Annotated in this window: 22 protein-coding genes and 1 tRNA gene; 22 read left to right on the forward strand and 1 reads right to left on the reverse strand. The window is 37.2% G+C overall.

The features are described 5' to 3' along the window. The first annotated feature begins 28 nt into the window (after positions 1-28). From hprK to ACFPM4_RS17965, 11 genes are all read left to right on the forward strand, one after another. Entirely contained in the window at positions 29-961 is a 933-nt protein-coding gene (gene hprK / locus ACFPM4_RS17915) for an HPr(Ser) kinase/phosphatase (protein ID WP_382354857.1), read from the forward strand. A 23-nt stretch (positions 962-984) separates the two neighbouring features. Continuing rightward, entirely contained in the window at positions 985-1788 is an 804-nt protein-coding gene (gene lgt / locus ACFPM4_RS17920) for a prolipoprotein diacylglyceryl transferase (protein ID WP_144923863.1), read from the forward strand. Between the two features lie 44 nt (positions 1789-1832). Then, the gene (gene ppaX, locus ACFPM4_RS17925; RefSeq protein ID WP_382354861.1) at positions 1833-2483 is read left to right on the forward strand and encodes a pyrophosphatase PpaX; all 651 of its coding nucleotides are present in this window, start codon (positions 1833-1835) and stop codon (positions 2481-2483) included. Further along, positions 2480-3022: an acyltransferase gene (locus tag ACFPM4_RS17930; RefSeq protein WP_144923868.1), complete on the forward strand. Its 543-nt coding sequence runs from the start codon at positions 2480-2482 to the stop codon at positions 3020-3022. Before ppaX ends, ACFPM4_RS17930 begins: the two co-directional genes overlap by 4 nt. A gap of 151 nt (positions 3023-3173) precedes the next feature. After that, positions 3174-4685, forward strand: coding sequence for a tetratricopeptide repeat protein (locus tag ACFPM4_RS17935; RefSeq protein WP_382354865.1), 1512 nt, complete (start codon positions 3174-3176; stop codon positions 4683-4685). A 92-nt stretch (positions 4686-4777) separates the two neighbouring features. Then, positions 4778-5725, forward strand: coding sequence for a thioredoxin-disulfide reductase (trxB, locus tag ACFPM4_RS17940; protein WP_144923874.1), 948 nt, complete (start codon positions 4778-4780; stop codon positions 5723-5725). A 267-nt stretch (positions 5726-5992) separates the two neighbouring features. Further along, on the forward strand, positions 5993-6886 hold the full coding sequence (gene rapZ, locus ACFPM4_RS17945) for an RNase adapter RapZ (protein ID WP_144923876.1): 894 nt from the start codon (positions 5993-5995) through the stop codon (positions 6884-6886). Beyond that, the gene (locus ACFPM4_RS17950; RefSeq protein ID WP_382354869.1) at positions 6883-7845 is read left to right on the forward strand and encodes a gluconeogenesis factor YvcK family protein; all 963 of its coding nucleotides are present in this window, start codon (positions 6883-6885) and stop codon (positions 7843-7845) included. Before rapZ ends, ACFPM4_RS17950 begins: the two co-directional genes overlap by 4 nt. Positions 7846-7890: 45 nt before the next feature. Then, positions 7891-8847 carry a DNA-binding protein WhiA gene (whiA, locus tag ACFPM4_RS17955; protein WP_382354872.1) on the forward strand — a complete coding sequence of 319 codons (957 nt, stop codon included), beginning with the start codon at positions 7891-7893 and terminating at the stop codon, positions 8845-8847. A gap of 13 nt (positions 8848-8860) precedes the next feature. Then, positions 8861-9118 carry an HPr family phosphocarrier protein gene (locus ACFPM4_RS17960; RefSeq protein ID WP_382354875.1) on the forward strand — a complete coding sequence of 86 codons (258 nt, stop codon included), beginning with the start codon at positions 8861-8863 and terminating at the stop codon, positions 9116-9118. A gap of 74 nt (positions 9119-9192) precedes the next feature. After that, positions 9193-10917, forward strand: coding sequence for an ABC transporter ATP-binding protein (locus ACFPM4_RS17965; RefSeq protein ID WP_382354878.1), 1725 nt, complete (start codon positions 9193-9195; stop codon positions 10915-10917). Between the two features lie 80 nt (positions 10918-10997). On the opposite strand, the gene clpP is transcribed toward ACFPM4_RS17965, so the two are convergent. Then, a complete protein-coding gene (gene clpP / locus ACFPM4_RS17970; protein ID WP_144923891.1) occupies positions 10998-11591 on the reverse strand; it encodes an ATP-dependent Clp endopeptidase proteolytic subunit ClpP in 594 nt (197 codons plus the stop codon). A 211-nt stretch (positions 11592-11802) separates the two neighbouring features. On the opposite strand from clpP, the gene ACFPM4_RS17975 reads away from it, so the two are divergent. The 11 genes from ACFPM4_RS17975 to rnr all read left to right on the forward strand — a co-directional run bounded on the left by ACFPM4_RS17975 (position 11803) and on the right by rnr (position 23520). Next, positions 11803-11874, forward strand: a tRNA-Arg gene (locus ACFPM4_RS17975). Positions 11875-12338: 464 nt separating this feature from the next. After that, positions 12339-12584: a glutaredoxin family protein gene (locus ACFPM4_RS17980; RefSeq protein WP_382354882.1), complete on the forward strand. Its 246-nt coding sequence runs from the start codon at positions 12339-12341 to the stop codon at positions 12582-12584. 116 nt (positions 12585-12700) lie between these two features. Continuing rightward, positions 12701-13732, forward strand: coding sequence for a sugar-binding transcriptional regulator (locus ACFPM4_RS17985; RefSeq protein WP_144923897.1), 1032 nt, complete (start codon positions 12701-12703; stop codon positions 13730-13732). Positions 13733-13792: 60 nt separating this feature from the next. Then, positions 13793-14800, forward strand: a complete 1008-nt coding sequence (gene gap, locus ACFPM4_RS17990; protein WP_144923902.1) for a type I glyceraldehyde-3-phosphate dehydrogenase — start codon at positions 13793-13795, stop codon at positions 14798-14800. Between the two features lie 171 nt (positions 14801-14971). Continuing rightward, entirely contained in the window at positions 14972-16156 is a 1185-nt protein-coding gene (locus tag ACFPM4_RS17995) for a phosphoglycerate kinase (RefSeq protein ID WP_144923906.1), read from the forward strand. 53 nt (positions 16157-16209) lie between these two features. Beyond that, a complete protein-coding gene (tpiA, locus tag ACFPM4_RS18000) occupies positions 16210-16971 on the forward strand; it encodes a triose-phosphate isomerase (protein ID WP_144923909.1) in 762 nt (253 codons plus the stop codon). Next, entirely contained in the window at positions 16964-18502 is a 1539-nt protein-coding gene (gene gpmI, locus ACFPM4_RS18005; protein WP_144923912.1) for a 2,3-bisphosphoglycerate-independent phosphoglycerate mutase, read from the forward strand. The genes tpiA and gpmI overlap by 8 nt, the downstream gene beginning before the upstream one ends. 28 nt (positions 18503-18530) lie before the next feature. Next, on the forward strand, positions 18531-19823 hold the full coding sequence (gene eno / locus ACFPM4_RS18010; protein WP_144923915.1) for a phosphopyruvate hydratase: 1293 nt from the start codon (positions 18531-18533) through the stop codon (positions 19821-19823). Positions 19824-19934: 111 nt separating this feature from the next. Continuing rightward, entirely contained in the window at positions 19935-20168 is a 234-nt protein-coding gene (gene secG / locus ACFPM4_RS18015) for a preprotein translocase subunit SecG (RefSeq protein WP_144923918.1), read from the forward strand. A gap of 181 nt (positions 20169-20349) precedes the next feature. Further along, a complete protein-coding gene (locus ACFPM4_RS18020; RefSeq protein WP_382354889.1) occupies positions 20350-21096 on the forward strand; it encodes an alpha/beta hydrolase in 747 nt (248 codons plus the stop codon). Positions 21097-21114: 18 nt separating this feature from the next. Then, positions 21115-23520 (forward strand): ribonuclease R, encoded by a 2406-nt coding sequence (gene rnr, locus ACFPM4_RS18025; protein ID WP_382354892.1) that lies wholly within the window; start codon positions 21115-21117, stop codon positions 23518-23520. The last annotated feature ends 399 nt before the right edge of the window (positions 23521-23919 follow it).

A 23919-nucleotide genomic window follows, 5' to 3' on the forward strand; every position in this document is an offset into this window, starting at 1 on the left:
GTGAACATAAAAATTAGGAGTGATTGCGTTGGCAAAGGTGAGAACAGATGACATCATCAAAGAATTGAAACTCGAGTTAATATCTGGAGAAGAAGGTATTTATAAACCAATTACGACAACAGATATATCAAGACCAGCCCTAGAGTTAGCAGGATTTTTTAACTACTATCCTGCGGAGAGAGTCCAATTGCTAGGTAGAACGGAGATAGATTTTTGTGGACGTTTAACGGCTACAGAAAGAATGGAACGAATGGAAAAACTATGTGACCCAGCAACACCAGGCATCATTATTTCTAGAGGTTTAGATATTCCAGAAGAGCTTTTGATTGCTGCAGAGAAGCATAGTGTTCCACTTATGAGAACAACGATGAAAACTACTCGTTTTTCTAGTAAATTAACCAACTATTTAGAGAGTAGACTAGCTCCATCTACTGCTGTTCATGGAGTACTCGTTGATATATATGGGGTTGGTGTACTTATTACTGGCCAAAGTGGTGTTGGTAAAAGTGAAACTGCTCTTGCTTTAGTTGAACGTGGTCACCAGTTGGTTGCCGATGATTGTGTAGAAATTCGTGAAGAAGATGAAGAAGTATTAATTGGAACTGCACCAGAATTATTGGAGCAATTGTTAGAGATTCGTGGTTTAGGTATTATTAACGTCATGACATTGTTTGGAGCGGGTGCTGTTAGACCAAGTAAGAAAATATCACTATCCATTCATTTAGAGCTATGGGATGATCATAAACATTATGATCGCGTCGGCTTAGACGAAGAAAAAATAAAAATAATTAACACCGAAATTACGAAATTAACGATTCCGGTACGACCTGGGCGAAACTTAGCAGTAATTATTGAAGTAGCAGCAATGAATTATCGATTGAAAAGATTAGGTGTAAATGCAGCTCAACAATTTACGGAGCGATTAACACAAGTGATAAGCGGTGAAAATAATCTAGATTAGTTATTTATATGGGAGGGGAATTTATGAATATAGAACCGATAAATCCGGTTGCCTTTAATTTAGGACCAATACCAGTCCATTGGTATGGGATAATAATTGGAGTTGGAATTGGATTAGCCCTTTTTTTAGCAATTAGAGAGAGTGATAAACACGGTTTACATAAAGATACATTTACCGACTTGTTAATATGGGCAATTCCTATTTCGATTATTTCTGCAAGAATTTATTACGTTATATTTAAATGGGATTACTATTCTCAAAACCCAGGTGATATTATTAAAATCTGGGAAGGTGGAATTGCAATCCATGGTGCGTTAATTGGTGCAGTTATTACAGCGATTGTGTTTACTAGAAAGAAAGGCATATCCTTTTGGAAATTAGCAGATATTGCGGCGCCAAGTATTATTCTTGGACAAGCTATAGGTCGTTGGGGAAACTTTATCAATCAAGAAGCACATGGTGGTGAGGTATCTAGAGCATTTTTAGAAAGCTTACACTTACCACAATTTATTATCGACCAGATGTATATTCAGGGAGTGTATTATCACCCTACTTTTTTATATGAATCCATTTGGAATATCATCGGCTTTGTTATTTTAATATTGTTACGTAAAGTAAATCTTCGCAGGGGAGAAATATTCTTAAGTTATGTGATTTGGTATTCCATTGGACGAGCTTTTATAGAAAGCATGCGTACAGATAGCTTAATGTTAGGTGATTTGAAATTTGCTGTAGTATTCTCTGTATCACTTGTCATTATTGCGATAATCATATGGGTATATAGAAGAATGTCCGGCTTAGCTAATAAACGCTACTACGAAAAGTAAAAATATAAGCATCCCAGATTGGACAGCAGAAAGGAAGTTTCTTAATGAAGAAAATTACCACATTATTATTTGATCTCGACGGAACCTTGATTGATACAAATGAACTAATTGTTTCTTCGTATCTACATACACTGGAACAATATTATCCGGGTCAATATACTAGAAATGATGTGTTGCCATTTATGGGACCAACATTACATGATGTTTTCATGGGGATAAATCCTGAAAAAGCAGAGGAAATGATTTCGGTATACCGAAAGTATAATCTGGAAAAACATGATTTATTAGTAAAAGAATTCAATGGTGTCTTTGAAACGATAAGGACACTACACGAGAATGGCTATAAATTAGCAATCGTATCAACAAAAGTTGGAAGTACCGTGATGAAAGGGCTCAAACTTACTAATTTGGATCAGTTTTTCGATGTCGTCATTTCTTTGGATGAAGTAGAGAATCCAAAGCCACATCCAGAGCCATTGATTAAAGCCCTATCTCAACTAGAATCAGAACCTGGTGAAGCAATCATGATAGGCGATAACCACCATGATATTGATGGTGGAAAAAACGCTGGTACATTTACTTGTGGTGTTGCGTGGTCATTAAAAGGAAGAGAGTATTTAGAACAATTTGACCCAGATTATATTATTGAAAATATGTCTGAACTTCTTGATATTGTAGAGGTAACTCCTCAATGAGAAGAACGGAACGATTTCCAGTAACAGGTGCAAATTCTCTTTGGCACGTGTATAAAACAGTGCCGTTCTGGAAGGTAGTCCGTAATTTCCTCGTTATTCAAATTGCTAGATACACACCTTTCTTACGTGTGAAAAATTGGTTGTATCGAGTTTTCTTAAAAATGAAGGTTGGAGATCAAACATCATTTGCATTAATGGTGATGCTCGATGTTATGTTCCCTGAGAAAATTTCAGTTGGCACAAATACAGTGATAGGCTATAATACTACTATTTTAGCTCATGAGTATTTAATTAAAGAATACCGTCTAGGTAATGTAGAGATAGGTAGTGGTGTGATGATAGGAGCTAATTCTACCATTTTGCCCGGAGTTAACATTGGCGACAATGCCATTGTTTCTGCTGGGACCCTTGTTCATAAAGATGTTCCTGAAGGAGCCTTTGTTGGGGGAAACCCAATGAAGATTATTTATACAAAGGAAGAATTAGCTGCTCGTTGGAAAGATGATTTTATATATGGAAGTAATGAAGATGACACCTGATGCGTCCATGCATCAGGTTTTTAATATGACAAAGAAAAGGGCTTGGAATTAATTTTTCCAGCATTTATAGTCGTTAACGTGGTTTAAAACAGCACATATAATATGTTATACTACAAAAAGCGACATAGGAATATAACAACGGAGGATCTGCATGTTTAAAGACTCGAAAGCACACGCTGAGAAAGCAAAAATTCTCCCGTTTATACCAACAGGTGAATATTATTTTAATAAAGGCTTAAAAGCATATGACCGCTATGATATAAACAAAGCGAAGAAATATTTAAAAAGGGCTTGGGAACTAGAGCCTTATGAGCCAATGATTGCTTGTCAACTCGCTATTGTATATACAGAAGCAGAAGAGTATGAGGAATCTAATAGGTTGTTATTTACAGTCCTTGAAGAATTAGATGCAAGAATGACCGAGTGTCATTATTTCATTGCTAACAACTTCGCTCATTTAGGTATGTTTACAGAAAGCTATAAGCATGCTCAGCTTTACTTAGAGAATGATACAGTTGGAGAATTTGCTGAAGATGCGGAAGAACTGATGAGTCTAATCGGATTTGATGATGAAAACATCGAGGTTCTTGAGAAGCAAGATGAAATTATTAACAGACTAGATGAAGCGAGACTTCTTTTAGAGACAGGTGAATTTAACAAAGCAGTTGAAATGTTGGAGCAGGCAGTTATTGATTATCCTGAATTTTGGCCAGCCCATAATAATTTAGCTTTAGCGTACTTTTATGAAGGGGATACGGGAAAAGCTACAGGGGTTTTAGAAAAAGTATTTGAGAATAACCCTGGCAATTTACATGCACTTTGTAATTTAGCGGTTTTTCTTTTCTATGAACATGAAACGGAAAAACTAAAAGAATTGCTTACAGCTCTTGAAAAAGTGCAACCAATATTACTAGAACATAGATATAAATTAGGTGCAACCTTTGCATTAACTGGTAAGTATGAACAAGCGTACTATTGGTTACGTCAAATTCAAAAACAGGGCTTCCACGGGGATCCTGGTTTTTATTATTGGCTTGCTAAGTCAGCCTATTTTACAGGAAATGAAAAAGTTGCTCAGCACGCGTGGAAAGATCTTGCCAATTTGAATCCTGATTATGAAAAAATGGAGCCATGGAACGAGATTACGAAACAGGATCCGCGGACAAGTGATGGGGATTCCTCGATTATGAAAATGCTAAGAAGTGATCGTTTAGAAGAACGGTTGTACGGCATATTTATGATTGCAATTTCGAATCGCAAACAAGAATTAATCACACATGCTGATTTTAAACAAATAGATGAATTTTCATTAACAGAAAAAATATATTTAGCGATTGTGCTTCAAACTGGAAATAAAGATAAAGTAGATCCTGAAGGCGATATAAATCGTTGTCATGAAGTGGCCCTAATCTTGTATGAAAAATATAAGGATAAAGGATATTTATCTCGCAATTTACTACTATCTTGGTTTTCCATCTTTATTAGTTGTATGAAAGCTGAAGAGACTTTACGTAATACGCTAGGAATTGCTGCAGCGGTAGAGTATATTTGGCTAAAACACAGAAATAATAAGAAAACACAAAAGACAATTGCAGAAGAATATGCTATTTCGCCATCTACATTGAGGAAATACATCCAATTACTAGAAGTTCACTTGGTATGAGCAAAAACATGGACTTATGGAGCAGTTGTCTTATAGGATAATGATAAGATGAAAACTGCAAACATTGGCTTGCAATAAGGAGTGTAACAACTATGTCTGAAGATAAAATTTATGATGTTATTATTATTGGCGCCGGTCCTGCTGGTATGACTGCTGCTGTTTATACATCACGTGCTGATTTATCAACTTTGATGATTGAACGTGGTATTCCAGGTGGACAAATGGCGAATACAGAAGATATAGAAAATTATCCAGGCTTCGATAACATTCTTGGACCAGATTTATCTACAAAAATGTTTGAGCATGCGAAGAAGTTTGGAGCAGAGTATGCTTATGGCGATATTAAAGAAGTCATTAATGGTGAAGAATATAAAATTGTAAAAGCTGGGAATAAAGAATATAAAACTCGTGCTATCATCATTACAACTGGTGCGGAATACCGTAAATTAGGTGTTCCAGGAGAATCAGAATTAGGTGGACGCGGTGTATCCTATTGTGCAGTCTGTGATGGTGCTTTCTTTAAAGGCAAAGACTTAGTCGTTGTTGGCGGCGGGGATTCCGCTGTTGAGGAAGGTACATTCCTTACAAGATTTGCGAACAAAGTTACTATTGTTCATCGTCGTGATGAATTACGTGCTCAAAAAATTCTTCAAGATCGTGCATTTGCAAACGAAAAGGTAGATTTTATTTGGAACCATACGGTAAAAGAAATTAATGGGGAAAATGGTAAAGTTGGCTCTGTAACGCTTGTTTCTACAGAAAATGGTGAAGAAAAAGAATTTAAGACTGATGGAGTATTTGTATATATCGGTATGGATCCACTGACAGCGCCATTTGAAAACTTAGGAATTACAAATGAAGCAGGATATATTGAAACAAATGAAGTAATGGAAACAAAAATCCCAGGAATTTTTGCAGCTGGAGACGTAAGAGAAAAATTATTACGTCAAATTGTTACAGCGACTGGTGATGGAAGTATTGCAGCGCAAAGTGCTCAACTGTATGTAGAAGAATTAAAAGAAAAGTTGGCAACCGTTTAACGTAATACTTACAAAAAAGTAATCAGGTCTTAATAGTATTGTAACAGTAGTGAAATGATTTTAGGGTACATTATATATATGAGATATTGACCCCCTTTTTATACAATATCCCTTCTAAAGCACGGGCTATGCTCGTGCTCTTTTTTTGTCTTCCTACGGGTTAGAGGCGCCTTCCGCATTTCTTGGTAAAGAACTGTTATTTGCTTCATATAAATTGTATAATAGACATAAGTAAAACATTCGACTTACTGAATTGGAGTGGGAGAAATGAACGCAGTGACAGCAGATGAAATACAATTAGTAATTATTACGGGAATGTCTGGAGCTGGAAAAACTGTGGCAATTCATAGTTTTGAGGACCTTGGCTTCTTTTGTGTGGATAATTTGCCACCAGCGCTCATGCCGAAATTCCTAGAATTAATGAAAGAATCCGGTAATAAAATGAATAAAGTAGCGCTCGTAATGGATCTAAGAGGTAGAGAATTCTTCGATACATTATTACTTGTGCTAGATGAATTATCTGAGTCTACATGGGTAACTCCACAAATTCTATTCCTTGATGCGGATGATGCCGCATTGGTTCGAAGATATAAAGAAACTAGACGTTCACATCCACTTGCACCTGCGAACCTACCACTCGAGGGAATAAAGCAAGAAAGAAATTTGTTAAGTGACTTAAAAGGTCGCGCACAAACAATATATAACACATCTAATATGAAACCGAAGGAATTACGCGAGAAAATCATATCCGAATTCGCAGTAAATAAACAAACGGTTTTTACCGTGAATGTAATGTCCTTTGGCTTTAAACATGGGATACCAATTGATGCTGACCTTGTATTTGATGTTCGATTTTTACCTAATCCACATTATATAGAGCATTTAAAACCGAAAACTGGTTTAGAAGAAGACGTTTCTAGCTATGTTTTAAAATGGAATGACACGCAAAAATTCCTTGCAAAAACAACAGATTTACTATCCTTTATGCTTCCTCATTATAAGCGGGAAGGAAAAAGTCAACTTGTAATTGCTATTGGCTGTACTGGTGGTCAACATAGATCTGTAGCACTTGCAGAGTATTTCGCGAAATTCTTTGAGAATGACTACCATACACAAGTTACGCATCGAGATATTCAGAATAGAAAGGACTTGGCTAAATGAAGCAATTAAATAAGCCCAAGATAGTGGTAATAGGTGGTGGCACAGGTCTTCCTGTACTTCTACGCGGGTTAAAAAAACTACAAGTTGATTTATCCGCTATTGTAACAGTAGCAGATGATGGTGGAAGCTCAGGAAGACTTAGAAATGAAATGGAAATTCCACCCCCAGGTGACATTAGAAATGTACTAGCTGCGCTTTCTGATGTCGAACCACTAGTAGAAGAAATGTTCCAACATCGCTTTAAAACAGCAAATGAATTAGCGGGACATTCTTTAGGCAACTTAATAATTGCTGCACTTACTTCTATTACAGGTGATTTTGTTCATGCTGTACAAGAAATGAGCAGAGTACTAAATGTACATGGAAAGGTTCTACCTGCTGCAAATCAAAGTGTTGTCCTCCATGCAGAAATGGAAGATGGTACAATTGTGCAGGGGGAATCTAAAATTCCAGAAGCAGGAAAGAAAATTAAGCGTGTTTTTTTAACACCAGATGATATCACACCTTTACCAGAATCAATTCGCGCAATCCGAGAAGCAGATTTAATTGTCATCGGACCAGGAAGCTTATATACAAGTATTCTGCCTAATCTACTCGTCCCTGGAATTGGGGAAGAAGTGTGTAAATCGAAAGCGAAAAAAGTGTATATTTGTAATTTAATGACTCAACCAGGTGAAACACTTGGATACACGGCAAGTAATCATGTGGAAGCATTGAATGACCATATGAATCGTCGTTTCATCGATATAGCACTCGTAAATAATGAAACAGTACCTGAAGATATAGAAAATCGCTATAAAGAAGAAATGGCACAGCCAGTTCGCTATGATATAGAACGTTTACTTGATTTAGGATTAGAAGTAATTCCAGATCAAATCATTAGCTATGATGGTAGCTTAATTAGACATGACACAGATAAAGTAGCTAATATACTATATTCACTTTTGCCTAAGCAATAAGACTTAGAGAATGAACCTTTGTAAAAGGGATAGGGGGTGAAAGGGATGTCGTTTGCTTCAGAGACTAAGAAGGAACTTACAACTCTAGAAACAAAAGATTGTTGTGCAAAAGCTGAACTTTCAGCTCTAATTAGAATGAATGGATCGCTTTCATTTTCCAATCGATTGTTAATCGTAAATATTCAAACGGAAAATGCTGCGATTGCACGTCGTATTTATATATTGATTAAAAAACTATTTGCAGTAAATGTAGAATTACTTGTAAGAAAGAAAATGCGTCTCAAGAAAAATAATGTGTATATTGTAAGGTTAAAAGAGAACGCGGAAAATATATTAAGGGAATTGAAAATTTTAGGCGAGGGCTTCACTCTCATTCATAATATTGAAGAAAGCTTAATAAAGAAAAAATGCTGTAAACGCTCCTATTTACGTGGGGCCTTTTTAGCAGGTGGTTCTGTTAATAATCCGGAAACATCCTCCTATCATCTCGAGATTTTCTCTTTATATAAAGAGCATAATGATTCATTATGTGAACATATGAACGACTTTGGTTTAAACAGTAAAACATTAGAAAGAAAGAATGGCTACATCACATATTTGAAAGAAGCTGAGAAAATAACGGAATTTCTCAATATAATAGGAGCGCATAATGCACTACTTCGCTTCGAAGACGTAAGAATAGTTAGGGATATGAGAAATTCTGTCAATCGCCTTGTTAATTGTGAAACTGCCAACTTAAATAAAACAATAGGTGCAGCACTTCGCCAAGTAGAAAACATTCGCTATATTGAAAAGGTTGCTGGCTTAGAAGTATTACCAGAAAAACTACGTGAAATTGCTATTCTCCGTGTTGAACATCAAGATGTGACTTTAAAGGAACTTGGCGAGATGGTTTCAAGTGGACCTATAAGTAAATCTGGTATTAACCATCGTCTACGCAAAATTGATGAAATTGCAGACAAGATTCGCAGAGGCGAGGGAGAAAAAAATATAATTTCATAAGGGAGTGGGAGATTTGGTTGAAAAAAGTATTGAGGTTAAATTAAAAGCAGGATTACAAGCAAGAGCAGCATCTATTTTTGTGCAGGAGGCAAGTCGTTACTCTTCTGAAATCTTTTTGGAAAGAGATGGAAGAAAGGTAAATGCTAAAAGTATCATGGGCTTAATGAGTCTAGCAATTGGACCAGATACTGAAATTAATCTTTCTGCTGATGGGGAAGATGAAGAAGAAGCAATTGCTGCATTATCCAAATTAATAGAAAATGAGAATTAAAAAACTTAAGAGTGTTAAATGAATATCATTTAGCACTCTTTTTTCGGTTTTTAGACAAAAAGGGGTACATCTTCATGCTTAGAAAATTCTTCTCTTATTATAAACCGCATAAACGATTATTTATTATTGATTTCACTAGTGCGGTTGTAGTCGCAATACTAGAGTTAGCTTTTCCAGTAGCTGTTCAATGGTTTATTGATCAGTTATTACCTAGTGGGGATTGGAATCAAATTTTAACAGTAGGTGCTTTATTATTACTCGTTTATATTTTAAGTACAGTTCTACAATTTATCGTTAGTTATTTAGGTCATAAACTCGGAATCAATATTGAAACTGATATGAGGGAACAATTATTCACACATGTCCAAAGGCAATCATTCCGTTTCTTTGATAATACAAAAACGGGACATGTAATGAGTCGCGTTACAAATGATTTATTCGATATCGGAGAGTTAGCTCATCATGGTCCAGAGGATTTTTTCATTGCTATCATGACATTCTTCGGTGCGTTCGCTATCATGTTTCAGATTAATCCAGAACTTGCTGTTATTGCAGTAATTATGGTGCCATTCTTATGTTGGTTAGTTGCCTATTGTAATATAAAAATGAACCAAGCTTGGAAGAACATGTATAGTAAAATAGCAGACGTTAATGCAAGAGTAGAGGATAGTGTATCAGGTGCACGAGTAGTGCAATCTTTTACTAATGAAGAATTTGAAATTAATCGTTTTAAAGTAGATAATGGTGGCTTTCGTCTAGCGAAGCTGAAGGCTTATAAAGTAATGGCAGGAACACATTCGAGTATATACATGATGACTAGACTTGTAACACTTGTCATTTTAGTAGTAGGTGCATGGTTTAGTTTTAATCGCAATTTGTCGTATGGAGAATTTGTTAGTTTTATATTATTTGTAAATGTATTAATTAAGCCTGTGGATAAAATTAGTGCTCTACTGGAGCTTTATCCGAAAGGAATGGCTGGGTTTAAGAGATTTCTTGATTTAATCAATCAAGAGCCCGAAATTAAAAACCGCCCTGATGCAGTAGAAGTAGAAAGCTTACATGGTAATATTATATTTGATGATGTGCACTTCAAGTATGATGAACATAAGGAAGTCCTTCAGGGGATTGACTTAGCCATTCGTCCTGGAGAAACAGTTGCTTTCGTTGGACCTTCAGGAGCTGGTAAAACAACCATTTGTTCTTTAATCCCACGTTTCTATGATGTGGACAAAGGGGCAATTATGATTGACGGTATTGACATTCGTGATATGACGACACATTCACTACGTTCACAAATAGGAATTGTTCAGCAGGATGTATTTTTATTTACCGGAACAATACGTGAAAATATTGCATATGGGAAACTAGATGCTACGGATAGTGAAATTTACGAGGCTGCTAGAAAAGCTCACTTACAAGACTTTATTGCGTCACTCCCAGATGGATATGAAACGCAAATAGGAGAACGTGGTTTAAAACTCTCAGGTGGTCAAAAACAAAGATTAGCCATCGCAAGGATGTTTTTAAAGAACCCACCAATCTTAATCTTGGATGAGGCAACTTCGGCTCTCGATACGGAAACAGAGAAAATCATACAACAAGCACTAAATGAGCTTGCAGAAAATCGGACAACATTAATTATTGCACACCGATTAGCAACCATTCGTGATGCCGATCGCGTTATTGTCGTAACAGAAGATGGAATTGCGGAAGATGGCACATATGAGGAACTAGTTGAAAAAGGCGGTATTTTTGCAAATCTGCATCATATCCAATTCCAACAAATCGGACACTAGAAAAGATGGAGTTCGATCGTCTAAATAAAAACAGGTGGAGAATATACATCATATTCTCCACCTGTTTCTTAGATTATATATTATTTTTTAATATCGTTACGGTGTAAAATGTGGTCAATTAAACCGTATTCGAGTGCTTTTTCAGCAGTCATAAAGTTATCACGATCTGTATCGCGCTCGATTACTTCTAATGGTTGACCAGTACGTTCTGCAAGGATTTTATTTAATTTCTCGCGTAAGAAAAGAATGCGTTTTGCAGCAATTTCAATTTCTGTTGCTTGACCTTGAGCTCCTCCTAGTGGTTGGTGAATCATTACTTCACTGTTAGGAAGTGCAAAACGTTTACCTTCTGTACCAGCAGCTAGTAGGAATGCTCCCATTGATGCAGCCATCCCGATACAAATTGTTTGTACATTAGGTTTAATAAATTGCATTGTATCATATATTGCCATTCCAGCAGTGATACTTCCACCAGGGCTATTAATATAAATGGATATATCTTTTTCAGGATTTTCTGCTTCTAGGAAAAGTAGTTGGGCAACGATGGAGTTTGCAACATTATCATCGATTGCACTACCAAGCATAATAATACGATCCTTTAATAAACGAGAATAAATGTCATATGCACGTTCTCCGCGGTTTGTTTGTTCAATAACTGTAGGAATTAAATTCATTCTTTCTCCTCCTTTTATTAGGTATTGACCTATTATGGATGAAATGTTAATAAAACTTATGTAAATACATCATACAATAATGGTCAGTAAAGGTCAAATGAGTAGCATTTATATAAAACATAATATCCAAATTCGCAAATTTTAAACTTTTATCTACTTGCCAAGGATATTTTTTTAGCATATAATCATTTATCGTACGGTTCCAAATCTTGCCCTCGTAGTGTAACGGATAACACGCAAGATTCCGGTTCTTGTAATGGGGGTTCGATTCCCTCCGAGGGCGTATATAAATCTAATTATCAAATAATGAAAGGACATTTGTAAAGGTTGATTTTATCAACACTTTATGAGTGTCCTTCTTTTTTTATCCTTAATAATACATGTTATTCAAAAGTATGTTTTCTTAATCCTCATTGTTTTAAATGATTATAAAATTCCTTGAAATCAAATGGAAAGTATTTTTGCTTAAAAGACAAAAAGAAATTAATTGATGCAATATGTAAGACAATAAGCTTTGCATTATTTATAATCAATATGGAGCGGATTTTTTAATTGCTTTATATACTCTAGATGTTTATTTTTCTTCAATAAAGTAATTCATTTTTATCGCTTTCCGCGGGCGTAGAAAAGTGTTAGGCGCCTACTAATCGGCGACAAGCACATGTTCTGATTCGAGCCCCTACAGCGGAAATCAACAGTCAAGATTAGAATCAATCAATATACAAATATATTCAGGAGTGTTTTAAGATGGAAATAACTTTCTATACTCGAAATCAATGTCCACTTTGTCAGGATGCGAAATTAGTTTTACTTGAATTGAAAAAAGAATATCCTGCATTAACCATTGATGAAAGAAACATTGAAGAAAAGGATGAATGGACAGAAAAATATGGCTTAATGATCCCAGTGGTCGAAATGAATGGAGAGCTTATTCAATATGGCATCATTGACCCATTTACAATAGAAGAAAGATTTAAAAAAGGAATAAATTGATAATTATCGACATTAGTGCTAAAATAAATGTCAGTTGGTAAATTTTTTTATGACTATGGGACATAATATGGCTTACTGGGACACATAGCGACCAACAGTTTTAAAGGAGCAATAAAATGCACAAATTAATAAAGATGCAATCTTACCTTGTGCCTGATATGCTAAAGCAGATGCAGAAGCGTTATCAAATCCTTCGCTCCATAAATATGACAGAGCCTGTCGGGCGCCGAACCTTAGCAGAAATGCTAGGGATGACAGAGCGAGTTCTAAGAAGCGAAGCAGAATTTTTAAAAACGCAGAAGTTAATCGATGCTAAAACCATCGGAATGATTGTAACAGCAAAAGGTAAAAAACTACTAATTGAACTCGAAGAAATGATGCGGGAAATTTCCGGTATCAATTTAATCGAGGAACAATTAACTGAGATTCTCGGTATCCAAAAGGTAATTATTGTACCTGGAGACAGTGACGAGACCAATTTCGTGAAAGAGGAAATTGGAAAAGCGTGTGCCGACATGCTCGCCAGTTGTCTAGGGAAAGAAAATATAATTGCCGTTACTGGTGGTACAACAATGGCATGTACAGCACAAATGCTAACGAGGAAAATGGGTGAAGGTAGGAAAATGCTGTTCGTTCCTGCTCGTGGTGGTATCGGTGAAGATGTGAAAAACCAAGCAAATGTTATCTGTGCAACAATGGCCGAAAAAACAGGCGGAACACATCGAGTTCTATATGTACCTGATCAAGTTGGTCGAGAAGCATATGAATCCCTATTGAAAGAACCAACTATCACAGAAGTATTAGATATTATTAATTCTTCTTCAATAGTTCTTCATGGAATTGGGGATGCTATTACAATGGCGCAACGAAGAAGAACAGAAGAATCTGTCATGAAAATAATAGTAGAAGAAAATGCAGTTGGTGAAGCATTTGGATACTATTTTAACGAAAATGGGGAAATAGTACATAAGGTACCTACTATTGGCATGCAGATAGAAGACTTAGAAAGTAAACGCTATGTGATTGCTGCTGCTGGTGGAAAATCAAAAGCAAAAGCTATTAAGTCCTATTTAAAAAGTGCCCCAACTAAAACAATCCTAATTACAGACGAAGGCGCAGCTAAAGAGTTTTTAAAAGGCGCATCCTAGATGTATCCTTTTAAATATAGATTTTAATTTTAATGTTTCAAATTAAAGGAGGATATTAACATGGCAGTAAAAGTTGGTATTAATGGTTTTGGAAGAATCGGGAGAAATGTTTTCCGTGCAGCACTAAACAATCCTGAAGTTGAAATTGTAGCTGTTAACGACTTAACAGATGCTAATATGCTTGCACACTTATTACAACATGACACTGTTCACGGTAAACTAGATCAAAAGGTTTCTGTTGACGGTGATACAATTGTTGTAGGAGATCAAAAAATTAAGGTTCTTGCTGAACGTGACCCAGCTCAACTTGGATGGGGCGATCTAGGCGTAGATATCGTTGTTGAATCTACTGGTCGTTTCACAAAACGCGATGATGCTGCAAAACACATCGAAGCTGGAGCTAAAAAAGTAATCATTTCTGCACCTGCAAACGGTGAAGATATCACAATCGTTATGGGTGTTAACGAAGATAAATATGATGCTGCAAGTCATCATGTTCTTTCTAACGCATCTTGTACAACTAACTGTCTTGCTCCATTTGCAAAAGTACTTAATGACAAATTTGGTATTAAGCGCGGAATGATGACAACAGTTCACGCGTACACAAATGATCAACAAATTTTAGACTTACCACATAAAGATTACCGTCGTGCTCGCGCAGCAGCTGAAAACATTATTCCTACTTCAACAGGAGCAGCTAAAGCAGTTGCACTTGTACTTCCTGAATTAAAAGGAAAATTAAACGGTATGGCAATGCGTGTTCCTACTCCAAACGTATCTGTAGTAGACCTTGTTGCTGAACTTGAAAAAGATGTTACTGCAGAAGAAGTAAATGCAGCTCTTCAAGCAGCAGCTGAAGGCGAATTAAAAGGTATTTTAGCTTATACTGAAGAGCCACTTGTATCAACTGACTACAATGGTGATACTCACTCTTCTACAATTGATGCATTATCTACTATGGTAATGGAAGGTAACATGGTAAAAGTTCTTTCTTGGTATGACAATGAAACTGGATACTCTAACCGCGTAGTAGACCTTGCTGCATACATTGCAAAACAAGGACTGTAAGATAATCTGAACCGAGCATTTTTTAATCGGTAATCGGATAAATTTTGCAGTGATAACTATAATAACAGTGTGACGGGGAGCGGGGAACAATCCCCCTCCTTTTATTTGTGTAAATAAACAGAAATAATAAAGTTTCATTGTTTCTGTATGACCAAAGAGGAGGCAGGCACCATGAACAAAAAGTCAATCAAAGATATTGAACTAAAAGGGAAACGTGTATTTTGCCGCGTTGATTTCAACGTTCCAATGGAAGATGGTAATGTAACAGATGACACAAGAATCCGTGCAGCATTGCCAACTATTCAATACTTATCTGAACAAGGTGCTATTGTTATTTTAGCAAGTCATCTTGGACGCCCTAAAGGTGAAGTGAAAGAAGAGTTAAGATTAACACCTGTAGCAAATCGTTTAGCTGAGTTAATCGGTAAGGATGTAAAGAAGGCTGACGAAGCTCATGGTGAAAGTGTAAAAGCACAAATTGCTGAATTAAATGAAGGGGACATTCTTTTACTTGAAAATGTTCGCTTCTATCCTGGAGAAGAAAAGAATGATCCTGAATTAGCAAAAGCTTTTGCTGAACTTGCAGATGTATATGTAAATGATGCATTTGGTGCAGCTCACCGTGCACATGCTTCAACAGAAGGTATTGCTAAGTACTTACCATCAGCAGCTGGATTCTTAATGGATAAAGAGCTTGAAGTTCTTGGGAAAGCACTATCTAATCCAGAAAGACCTTTCACAGCTATTATTGGTGGAGCGAAAGTAAAAGATAAAATCGGTGTTATCGAACATTTACTTGATAAAGTGGACAACCTCATTATCGGTGGTGGTCTTGCTTATACATTTATCAAATCACAAGGTCATGAAATTGGTAAATCTCTATTAGAAGAAGACAAAATGGAGCTTGCACAATCATTCCTCGCTAAAGCAAAAGAAAAAGGTGTAAACTTCTATATGCCACAAGATGTAATTGTAGCAGACGACTTCTCTAATGACGCCAATACAAAAGTAGTATCTATTGAAGAAATTCCTGCTGACTGGGAAGCTCTTGATATTGGACCGAAAACACGTGAAGCATATCGCGATGTTATCCAAAGCTCAAAACTAGTTATTTGGAATGGACCAATGGGAGTATTTGAAATAGATGCGTTTGCGAATGGAACGAAAGCAGTAGCAACAGCCCTTGCTGAAGCAACTGATACATATTCGATTATCGGGGGCGGAGATTCAGCAGCAGCAGTAGAAAAGTTTGGTCTTGCAGAAAAGATGAGTCATATTTCTACAGGTGGCGGTGCTTCTCTAGAGTTTATGGAAGGTAAAACATTACCTGGCGTTGCGGCACTTGATGATAAATAAGTTTTAAAATAAGGACGCTTTATGCGTTCTCTGTTATGGAAGGATGAAATCGTATGAGAAAACCGATTATTGCCGGTAACTGGAAAATGAATAAAACATTACAGGAATCACTCGATTTTGCAAATGAAGTAAAAGGAGCAGTTCCTTCACAAGATAAAGTAGATGCAGTTATTTGTTCACCAGCTTTATTTTTAGGTCAATTAGTTGATGCTGTTGCTAATACTGATGTAAAAATAGGTGCTCAAAATATGCATTTTGAAGAAAATGGTGCATTTACTGGTGAGGTTAGCCCGGTTGCTTTAAAAGATCTTGGTGTTTCTTACGTTATTCTAGGTCATTCTGAGCGTCGTGAAATGTTTGCTGAAACGGATGAGACAGTTAACCAAAAAACACACGCTGCTTTCAAACATGGTTTAACACCAATTGTTTGTGTAGGGGAAACATTAGAACAACGTGAAAATAATGAAACTACGCAACTTGTAGGCACTCAAGTGGAAAAAGCACTTCAAGGTTTAACTGAAGAGCAAGTAAAAGAAACTGTTATTGCTTATGAACCAATTTGGGCAATTGGAACAGGTAAATCTTCTACAGCAGAAGATGCAAATGAAGTTTGCGCACATATCCGCCAAGTAGTGGAGAAATTATTCTCTAAAGCAGCTGCAGATGCGATTAGAATCCAATATGGTGGTAGTGTAAAACCTGAAAACATTAAAGAATATATGAATCAACCAGATATTGATGGAGCACTTGTTGGTGGTGCGAGTTTAGAAGCTGCTTCTTTCCTTCAATTATTGGAGGCAAGTGGCAATGAGTAAGAAAGCACCAGTTGCACTCATTATTCTAGATGGTTTCGGTTGCCGTACTGAAACAATGGGTAATGCAGTAGCTCAAGCAAACAAACCGAATTTTGATCGTTATTGGAATACATTCCCTCATAATCAGCTCACTGCTAGTGGTGAAGCTGTTGGCCTTCCGGAAGGACAAATGGGGAATTCCGAAGTAGGTCACTTAAATATCGGTGCAGGAAGAATTGTTTATCAAAGTTTAACACGTGTAAACCTTGCGATTCGGAATGGAGAATTTGTAAAAAATGATACATTCCAAGAAGCAATTAATCATGTGAAGAAAAACGGCAAAAAGCTTCATTTATTCGGTCTACTTTCAGATGGCGGCGTACACAGTCATATTGAACATCTTTTTGCTTTGCTAAAATTAGCTGCGGATCAAGATGTAAAAGATGTATACATCCATGCATTTTTAGACGGCCGTGATGTTGGACCAAAAACCGCTGAAAAATATATTAAAGCAACTCAAGAAAAGATTGCTGAATACGGTGTAGGTAAAATTGCTACGATTTCAGGGCGCTTTTATTCCATGGATAGAGACAAGCGTTGGGATCGTGTAGAAAAAGCTTACCGTGCAATGGCTTATGGAGAAGGACCAGTATATTCTGATCCATTAGAGATGATCAAAGATTCTTATGATCACGGAATTTTTGATGAGTTTGCGATTCCATCTGTGATGACAGATGCAGATGGGAAGCCAGTTGCTACTGTAGATGATGAGGATGCAGTTATTTTCTATAACTTCAGACCTGACCGTGCAATTCAAATTTCAAATGTATTTACAAATGAAGAGTTTTTAGGCTTTGACCGCGGACCAAATATGCCAAAAAATCTTTATTTCGTATGTATGACTCATTTCTCTGAATCTGTTAATGGGTACGTTGCATTTAAAACAGTGAACCTAGATCAAACACTTGGCCAAGTGATTTCAGAGAACGGTTTATCACAAATTAGAATTGCTGAAACAGAAAAATATCCTCATGTTACCTTCTTTATGAGTGGTGGACGTGAAGAAACATTCCCGGGTGAAAATAGAATCTTAATCGATTCACCAAAAGTTGCGACTTATGATTTAAAACCAGAAATGAGTGCTTATGAAGTAACGGAAGCACTTTGTGAGCAAATTGAAAACGAAACTACTGATGCGATTATCTTAAACTTTGCAAATCCTGATATGGTTGGACATTCAGGTATGCTAGAGCCAACGATAAAAGCTATTGAAGCAGTAGATGAGTGCCTTGGAAAAGTAGTAGACTTGATTCTATCAAAAGGTGGATCAGCTATTATTACAGCAGACCATGGTAACTCAGATGAAGTTGTTACATTAGATGGTGCACCAATGACTGCTCATACGACTAACCCAGTTCCTGTAATTGTAACGAAACAAGGTGTTACAGTTAGAGATGGCGGAATCTTGGCAGACTTAGCACCAACCATGTTAGACTTATTAGGACTTGAAAAACCTGAAGCAATGACAGGTAGCACATTGATTGAAAAATAAATTTTTTATATAAAAGGAGAGATTTTACATGCCATTCATTACACAAGTATACGCACGTGAAGTATTAGATTCCCGTGGTAACCCAACAGTAGAAGTAGAAGTATATACAGAGTCTGGCGCATTTGGTCGTGCACTAGTTCCAAGTGGTGCATCAACAGGTGAATACGAAGCAGTTGAGCTTCGCGATGGTGATAAAGGCCGTTACCTTGGAAAAGGTGTTGAAAAAGCAGTAAACAACGTGAATGATATTATTGCTGAAGAAATTATCGGCTTCGACGTTACAGATCAAATTGGAATTGACAAAGCGTTAATCGAACTTGATGGTACAGACAACAAAGGAAAACTAGGTGCAAATGCAATTCTTGGTGTTTCTATGGCAGCAGCTCGTGCAGCAGCTGATTTCTTAGGCCTTGAGTTATATCAATACCTAGGTGGATTCAATGCAAAACAACTACCAGTTCCAATGATGAACATTGTAAATGGTGGAGAGCATGCGGATAACAACGTAGATATCCAAGAATTCATGATTATGCCTGTTGGTGCTCCAAACTTCAAAGAAGCACTACGTATGGGCGCTGAAATCTTCCACAGCTTAAGAGCAGTATTACAAGAAAAAGGTCTTAACACTGCTGTAGGTGACGAAGGTGGTTTCGCACCAAACTTAAAATCTAATGAAGAAGCTCTTGAAACAATCATGACAGCAATCGAAAAAGCTGGTTATAAGCCTGGCGAAGAAGTAAAACTAGCAATGGACGTTGCTTCATCTGAATTGTTCAACAAAGAAGATGGCAAATACCACCTAAAAGGTGAAGGTATTGTTAGAACTTCTGAAGAAATGGTTTCTTGGTATGAAGAATTAGTTAACAAATTCCCAATTGTTTCTATTGAAGATGGTTTAGATGAAAATGACTGGGCTGGACACAAACTTCTAACAGAGCGTATCGGAAATCGCGTTCAATTAGTAGGTGACGACTTATTCGTTACAAACACTGAAAAGCTTTCTCGCGGTATTGAAGAAGGCGTTGGTAACTCTATCTTAATTAAAGTAAACCAAATCGGTACTTTAACAGAAACATTTGATGCAATTGAAATGGCAAAACGTGCAGGTTACACTGCAGTTATCTCTCACCGTTCTGGTGAAACAGAAGATAGCACAATTGCGGATATCGCTGTTGCTACAAATGCTGGTCAAATCAAGACTGGTGCTCCATCACGTACAGACCGTGTAGCTAAATACAATCAATTACTTCGCATCGAAGATCAATTGGCTGACACTGCACAATACCTTGGAGCAAAAACATTCTATAACATTTCCAAGTAATTTTTTAGGGGTGGTTCCAATGAACTACCCCTTTTAAAATGTGCTTGTACTGATAGCGTGTTTATGGTACATTTAAAGTATCTTTTTATGTTCGTCTTGGGGGGCACTTCAATGGAAGCATTATTATTAACACTACTTATTATTGATTCTATTGCACTTATTGCTGTCGTTTTATTACAATCAGGAAAAAGTTCTGGTCTTTCTGGAGCGATTTCTGGTGGTGCTGAGCAGTTGTTCGGAAAGCAAAAAGCACGAGGAATGGACTTGATCCTTCACCGTATCACTGTAGTGCTATCCGTACTTTTCTTCCTATTAACAATAGGAGTTACAATGGTATCTGCATAAAGCAAACGGACAAACCTGGTCTTTAGTAGGCCAGGTTTTTTATTTTTCAATAAAAGAGGGTTTCAATATAAAATAATACAATAACCATAATAAACGTATTTCTGGATTGTTTTTGTATAGTTTGATAAAAATAAGATAGACAAATAATAATTAGTACAACAGATTGGAAGGTTTTATACATATGAGAATGAAACTACCACAGCCATTTACCTTTGAGGCTGGCAAACGTGCGGTTTTACTATTACACGGTTTTACTGGAAATAGTGCAGATGTAAGGATGCTAGGAAGGTTTTTAGAGAAAAAGGGATATACAAGCCATGCACCACATTATAAAGGCCATGGCGTTCCACCAGAACAGCTTGTCCATACTGGTCCGGAGGATTGGTGGCAAGATGTGATGGATGGATACAATTTACTGAAAGATAAAGGATATGAAGAGATTGCTGTTGCTGGATTATCATTAGGCGGGGTATTTTCTTTAAAACTAGGTTACACTGTACCTGTAAAGGGAATAATTCCAATGTGTGCACCTATGTATATAAAAAGTGAAGAAGTGATGTATGAAGGAGTTCTAGAATATGCTCGCGACTTCAAGAAATTCGAAGGTAAAGAGGAAGACCAAATAGAAGCAGAGATGCAGGAATTTCGGAAAACACCAATGAATACTTTAAAAGCACTACAACAATTAATGGCTGATGTACGAGATAATGTCGACATGACATATGCCCCACTTTTTGTTGTACAAGCGAGACACGATAAAATGATTAACACAAACAGTGCAAATATTATTTTTGAGCAGGCAGAATCTACTCAGAAAAAATTAAAATGGTATGAAAACTCTGGACATGTTATTACGCTTGGTCCAGAAAAGGAAGAGTTACATGAAGACATCTATCAATTTTTAGAAAGTCTTGATTGGTCGGTATAGTCGAATGGAGGGACGAAGATGAGCGAAAAGCTAAAAGAATTTGAGGAAAAAGTTTTGTCCTATATGAAGGAAGAAGCATATAAGCCTCTAACCGTACAAGAACTAGAAGAAGCATTTGAAATTACAGATGCCGTGGATTTTAAAGATCTTGTAAAAACACTTGTCCAAATGGAAGAGAAAGGTCTCGTCGTTAGAACTCGCAGCAATCGCTATGGTCTTCCGGAGAAGATGAATCTGATTCGAGGGACATTATCTGGCCATGCGAAAGGTTTTGCATTTCTAATTCCAGAGGAAAAAGGTTTAGATGACATCTTCATCCCTCCTCATGAGAAAAATGGTGCGATGCATGGTGATAGTGTATTAGTTCGTGTTGCAATTGGAAGTTCGGGTACACGTCGTGAAGGAGCTGTTGTGCGAATTCTGCAACGTGGTTCTCAAAAAATTGTAGGAACCTATTCTGCGAGTAAAAGCTTTGGGTTCGTTATTCCGGATGATAAAAAGATTGCAGATGATATTTTTATTCCAAAGAGTGCTGATATGGGTGCGGTTGATGGTCATAAAGTTGTCGTCAACATTACAACTTTTCCAGAAGAACGTAAAAACGCTGAAGGAGAAATTGTTCAAATTCTTGGGCACAAAAATGACCCAGGTGTGGATATTTTATCGATTATCCACCAGCATGATTTACCATTAGCATTTCCAGATGAAGTGATGGATGAAGCAAATCAAATTCCGGAGACGGTAGATGAAGCAGATATTCCAAAGCGACGTGATTTACGGGGCGAAACCATTGTAACCATTGATGGTGCAGATGCAAAAGACCTTGATGATGCGGTCACGTTGAAGAAGTTAGAGAATGGAAATTATAAACTTGGTGTACATATCGCAGATGTAAGTCACTATGTGAAGGAAGGATCAGCGATTGATCAGGAAGCTTATGAGCGTAGTACAAGTGTATATTTAGTTGACCGCGTGATTCCGATGATTCCTCATCGCTTATCAAATGGGATTTGTTCATTAAATCCGCAAGTAGATCGCTTTACACTTTCCTGTGAAATGGAAATAAACGATCAAGGGGAAGTTGTCAGCCATGAAATTTTTCAAAGTGTGATAAAAACAACCGAGCGGATGACCTACTCTGATGTTAATAAAATATTAATTGAAAAAGACGAAGAGTTGCGTAATAAGTACGAATCTCTTGTGCCAATGTTTGAGTTAATGGAAGAACTGCAAGGTGTTTTGCAAAATAAGCGGATGAAACGTGGCGCAATTGATTTTGATTTTAAAGAAGCTAAAGTTCTAGTGGATGACGACGGGAAACCAACAGATGTGGTCATTCGTGAACGTTCAATCGGAGAACGGATAATCGAAGAGTTTATGCTTATCGCAAACGAAACAGTTGCCGAGCATTTTCATTGGTTAGATGTGCCGTTCATTTACCGTATCCATGAAGATCCGAAAGAAGATAAGCTGCAACGCTTCTTTGAATTCATTACGAATTTTGGTTTGATTGTACGTGGTACTGCAAATGCTGTTCACCCACGTGCTTTGCAGGAAATTATTGAAGCTGTGCAAGGAAAGCCAGAAGAGATGGTTATCTCTACTGTTATGCTCCGTTCCATGCAACAAGCAAAATATGACCCTGAAAGTCTCGGTCACTTTGGATTGTCGACGAATTTTTACACACATTTTACATCACCAATCCGCCGTTACCCAGATTTAATTGTGCATCGCCTAATACGCACATATTTAATCGAAGGCAAGCTGGACGATGCAACACGTGAAAAGTGGAATGCATTACTTCCTGATATTGCGGATCATACATCTAAGCGTGAACGCCGTGCTGTTGATGCTGAACGTGATACAGATGAAATGAAAAAAGCTGAGTTTATGGAAGATAAAATTGGCGAAGAGTTTGATGGGATAATTAGCTCTGTTACGAACTTTGGTATGTTCGTCGAGCTTCCAAATACTATTGAAGGTCTTGTCCATGTCAGCTATATGACGGATGATTACTATCGTTACGACGAACGTCATTTCGCCATGATTGGGGAGAGAACAGGTAACGTCTTCCGAATCGGGGACGAAATTACGGTCCGTGTAATTAAAGTTAACAAAGACGAACATGACATCGATTTTGAGATAGTCGGAATGAAAAATAATCGCAAGCGCAATGAAGATGAATCTTCTAAACCACGAATCGTAAAGTTAAAGAGCGCAGGTAATGATGGTGGCACCGGCAAAGGACGACGGAGAGATGATCGTTCCACGAAAAAAGGTGGAGCTCGCGACAACAATTCCGAAGTGAATAATTCATTCGACGACGGAGAATGGAGCACAAGACCACCACGCAAGAAAAAGAAAAAATCATACGACAACAAGTCTTCAGCAGCAAGGAAAAAACGTGGTGGGCGAAAGGGTTAGTCGAATTCTTTAAGAATAGTGACCTTTTAATGAGAAATTAAGTTTTGCGGTAGTTATTCGTCATGAATAAAGCCCTTGAGTGGGGAAAAAGGTTAAAGCAGGTACTATTCACCTGGAATAAAGCCCTTGAGCAGAGAAAATCCTGAAAGAGGTACCTATTCGCCTGGAATAAAGCCCTTGAGTGGAGAAAGTCCTGAAAGAGGTACCTATTCGCTGTGAATAGTGCCCTTGAGAGGGGAAAATTCAAAAACAGGTAACTATTCGCCTGGAATAAAGCCCTCGAAGCGAGAAAGTCGATTAAGTCCATATAATTGTGTAAAAAGAATAGGTCATCACCATGACCCGTGATACAATGTTTTCGACCAAGAAACCATTTAAACGGAGGACATGATGATGACC

The sequence above is a fragment of the Lederbergia graminis genome, from assembly GCF_042655485.1.
Taxonomy (GTDB): domain Bacteria; phylum Bacillota; class Bacilli; order Bacillales; family Bacillaceae_C; genus Lederbergia; species Lederbergia graminis.

What these genes read in the sequence shown, in the direction of transcription:
- ACFPM4_RS17930 (WP_144923868.1), top strand. Translation starts at nt 2,480, where the DNA reads ATGAGAAGAACGGAACGATTTCCAGTAACAGGTGCAAATTCTCTTTGG.
- rnr (WP_382354892.1), top strand. Translation starts at nt 21,115, where the DNA reads ATGAGCGAAAAGCTAAAAGAATTTGAGGAAAAAGTTTTGTCCTATATG.
- gpmI (WP_144923912.1), top strand. Translation starts at nt 16,964, where the DNA reads ATGAGTAAGAAAGCACCAGTTGCACTCATTATTCTAGATGGTTTCGGT.
- trxB (WP_144923874.1), top strand. Translation starts at nt 4,778, where the DNA reads ATGTCTGAAGATAAAATTTATGATGTTATTATTATTGGCGCCGGTCCT.
- ACFPM4_RS17935 (WP_382354865.1), top strand. Translation starts at nt 3,174, where the DNA reads ATGTTTAAAGACTCGAAAGCACACGCTGAGAAAGCAAAAATTCTCCCG.
- ACFPM4_RS17950 (WP_382354869.1), top strand. Translation starts at nt 6,883, where the DNA reads ATGAAGCAATTAAATAAGCCCAAGATAGTGGTAATAGGTGGTGGCACA.
- gap (WP_144923902.1), top strand. Translation starts at nt 13,793, where the DNA reads ATGGCAGTAAAAGTTGGTATTAATGGTTTTGGAAGAATCGGGAGAAAT.
- clpP (WP_144923891.1), bottom strand. Translation starts at nt 11,591, where the DNA reads ATGAATTTAATTCCTACAGTTATTGAACAAACAAACCGCGGAGAACGT.
- ACFPM4_RS18020 (WP_382354889.1), top strand. Translation starts at nt 20,350, where the DNA reads ATGAGAATGAAACTACCACAGCCATTTACCTTTGAGGCTGGCAAACGT.
- ACFPM4_RS17980 (WP_382354882.1), top strand. Translation starts at nt 12,339, where the DNA reads ATGGAAATAACTTTCTATACTCGAAATCAATGTCCACTTTGTCAGGAT.
- lgt (WP_144923863.1), top strand. Translation starts at nt 985, where the DNA reads ATGAATATAGAACCGATAAATCCGGTTGCCTTTAATTTAGGACCAATA.
- ACFPM4_RS17985 (WP_144923897.1), top strand. Translation starts at nt 12,701, where the DNA reads ATGCACAAATTAATAAAGATGCAATCTTACCTTGTGCCTGATATGCTA.
- rapZ (WP_144923876.1), top strand. Translation starts at nt 5,993, where the DNA reads ATGAACGCAGTGACAGCAGATGAAATACAATTAGTAATTATTACGGGA.
- tpiA (WP_144923909.1), top strand. Translation starts at nt 16,210, where the DNA reads ATGAGAAAACCGATTATTGCCGGTAACTGGAAAATGAATAAAACATTA.
- ACFPM4_RS17965 (WP_382354878.1), top strand. Translation starts at nt 9,193, where the DNA reads ATGCTTAGAAAATTCTTCTCTTATTATAAACCGCATAAACGATTATTT.
- ppaX (WP_382354861.1), top strand. Translation starts at nt 1,833, where the DNA reads ATGAAGAAAATTACCACATTATTATTTGATCTCGACGGAACCTTGATT.
- whiA (WP_382354872.1), top strand. Translation starts at nt 7,891, where the DNA reads ATGTCGTTTGCTTCAGAGACTAAGAAGGAACTTACAACTCTAGAAACA.
- ACFPM4_RS17995 (WP_144923906.1), top strand. Translation starts at nt 14,972, where the DNA reads ATGAACAAAAAGTCAATCAAAGATATTGAACTAAAAGGGAAACGTGTA.
- secG (WP_144923918.1), top strand. Translation starts at nt 19,935, where the DNA reads ATGGAAGCATTATTATTAACACTACTTATTATTGATTCTATTGCACTT.
- eno (WP_144923915.1), top strand. Translation starts at nt 18,531, where the DNA reads ATGCCATTCATTACACAAGTATACGCACGTGAAGTATTAGATTCCCGT.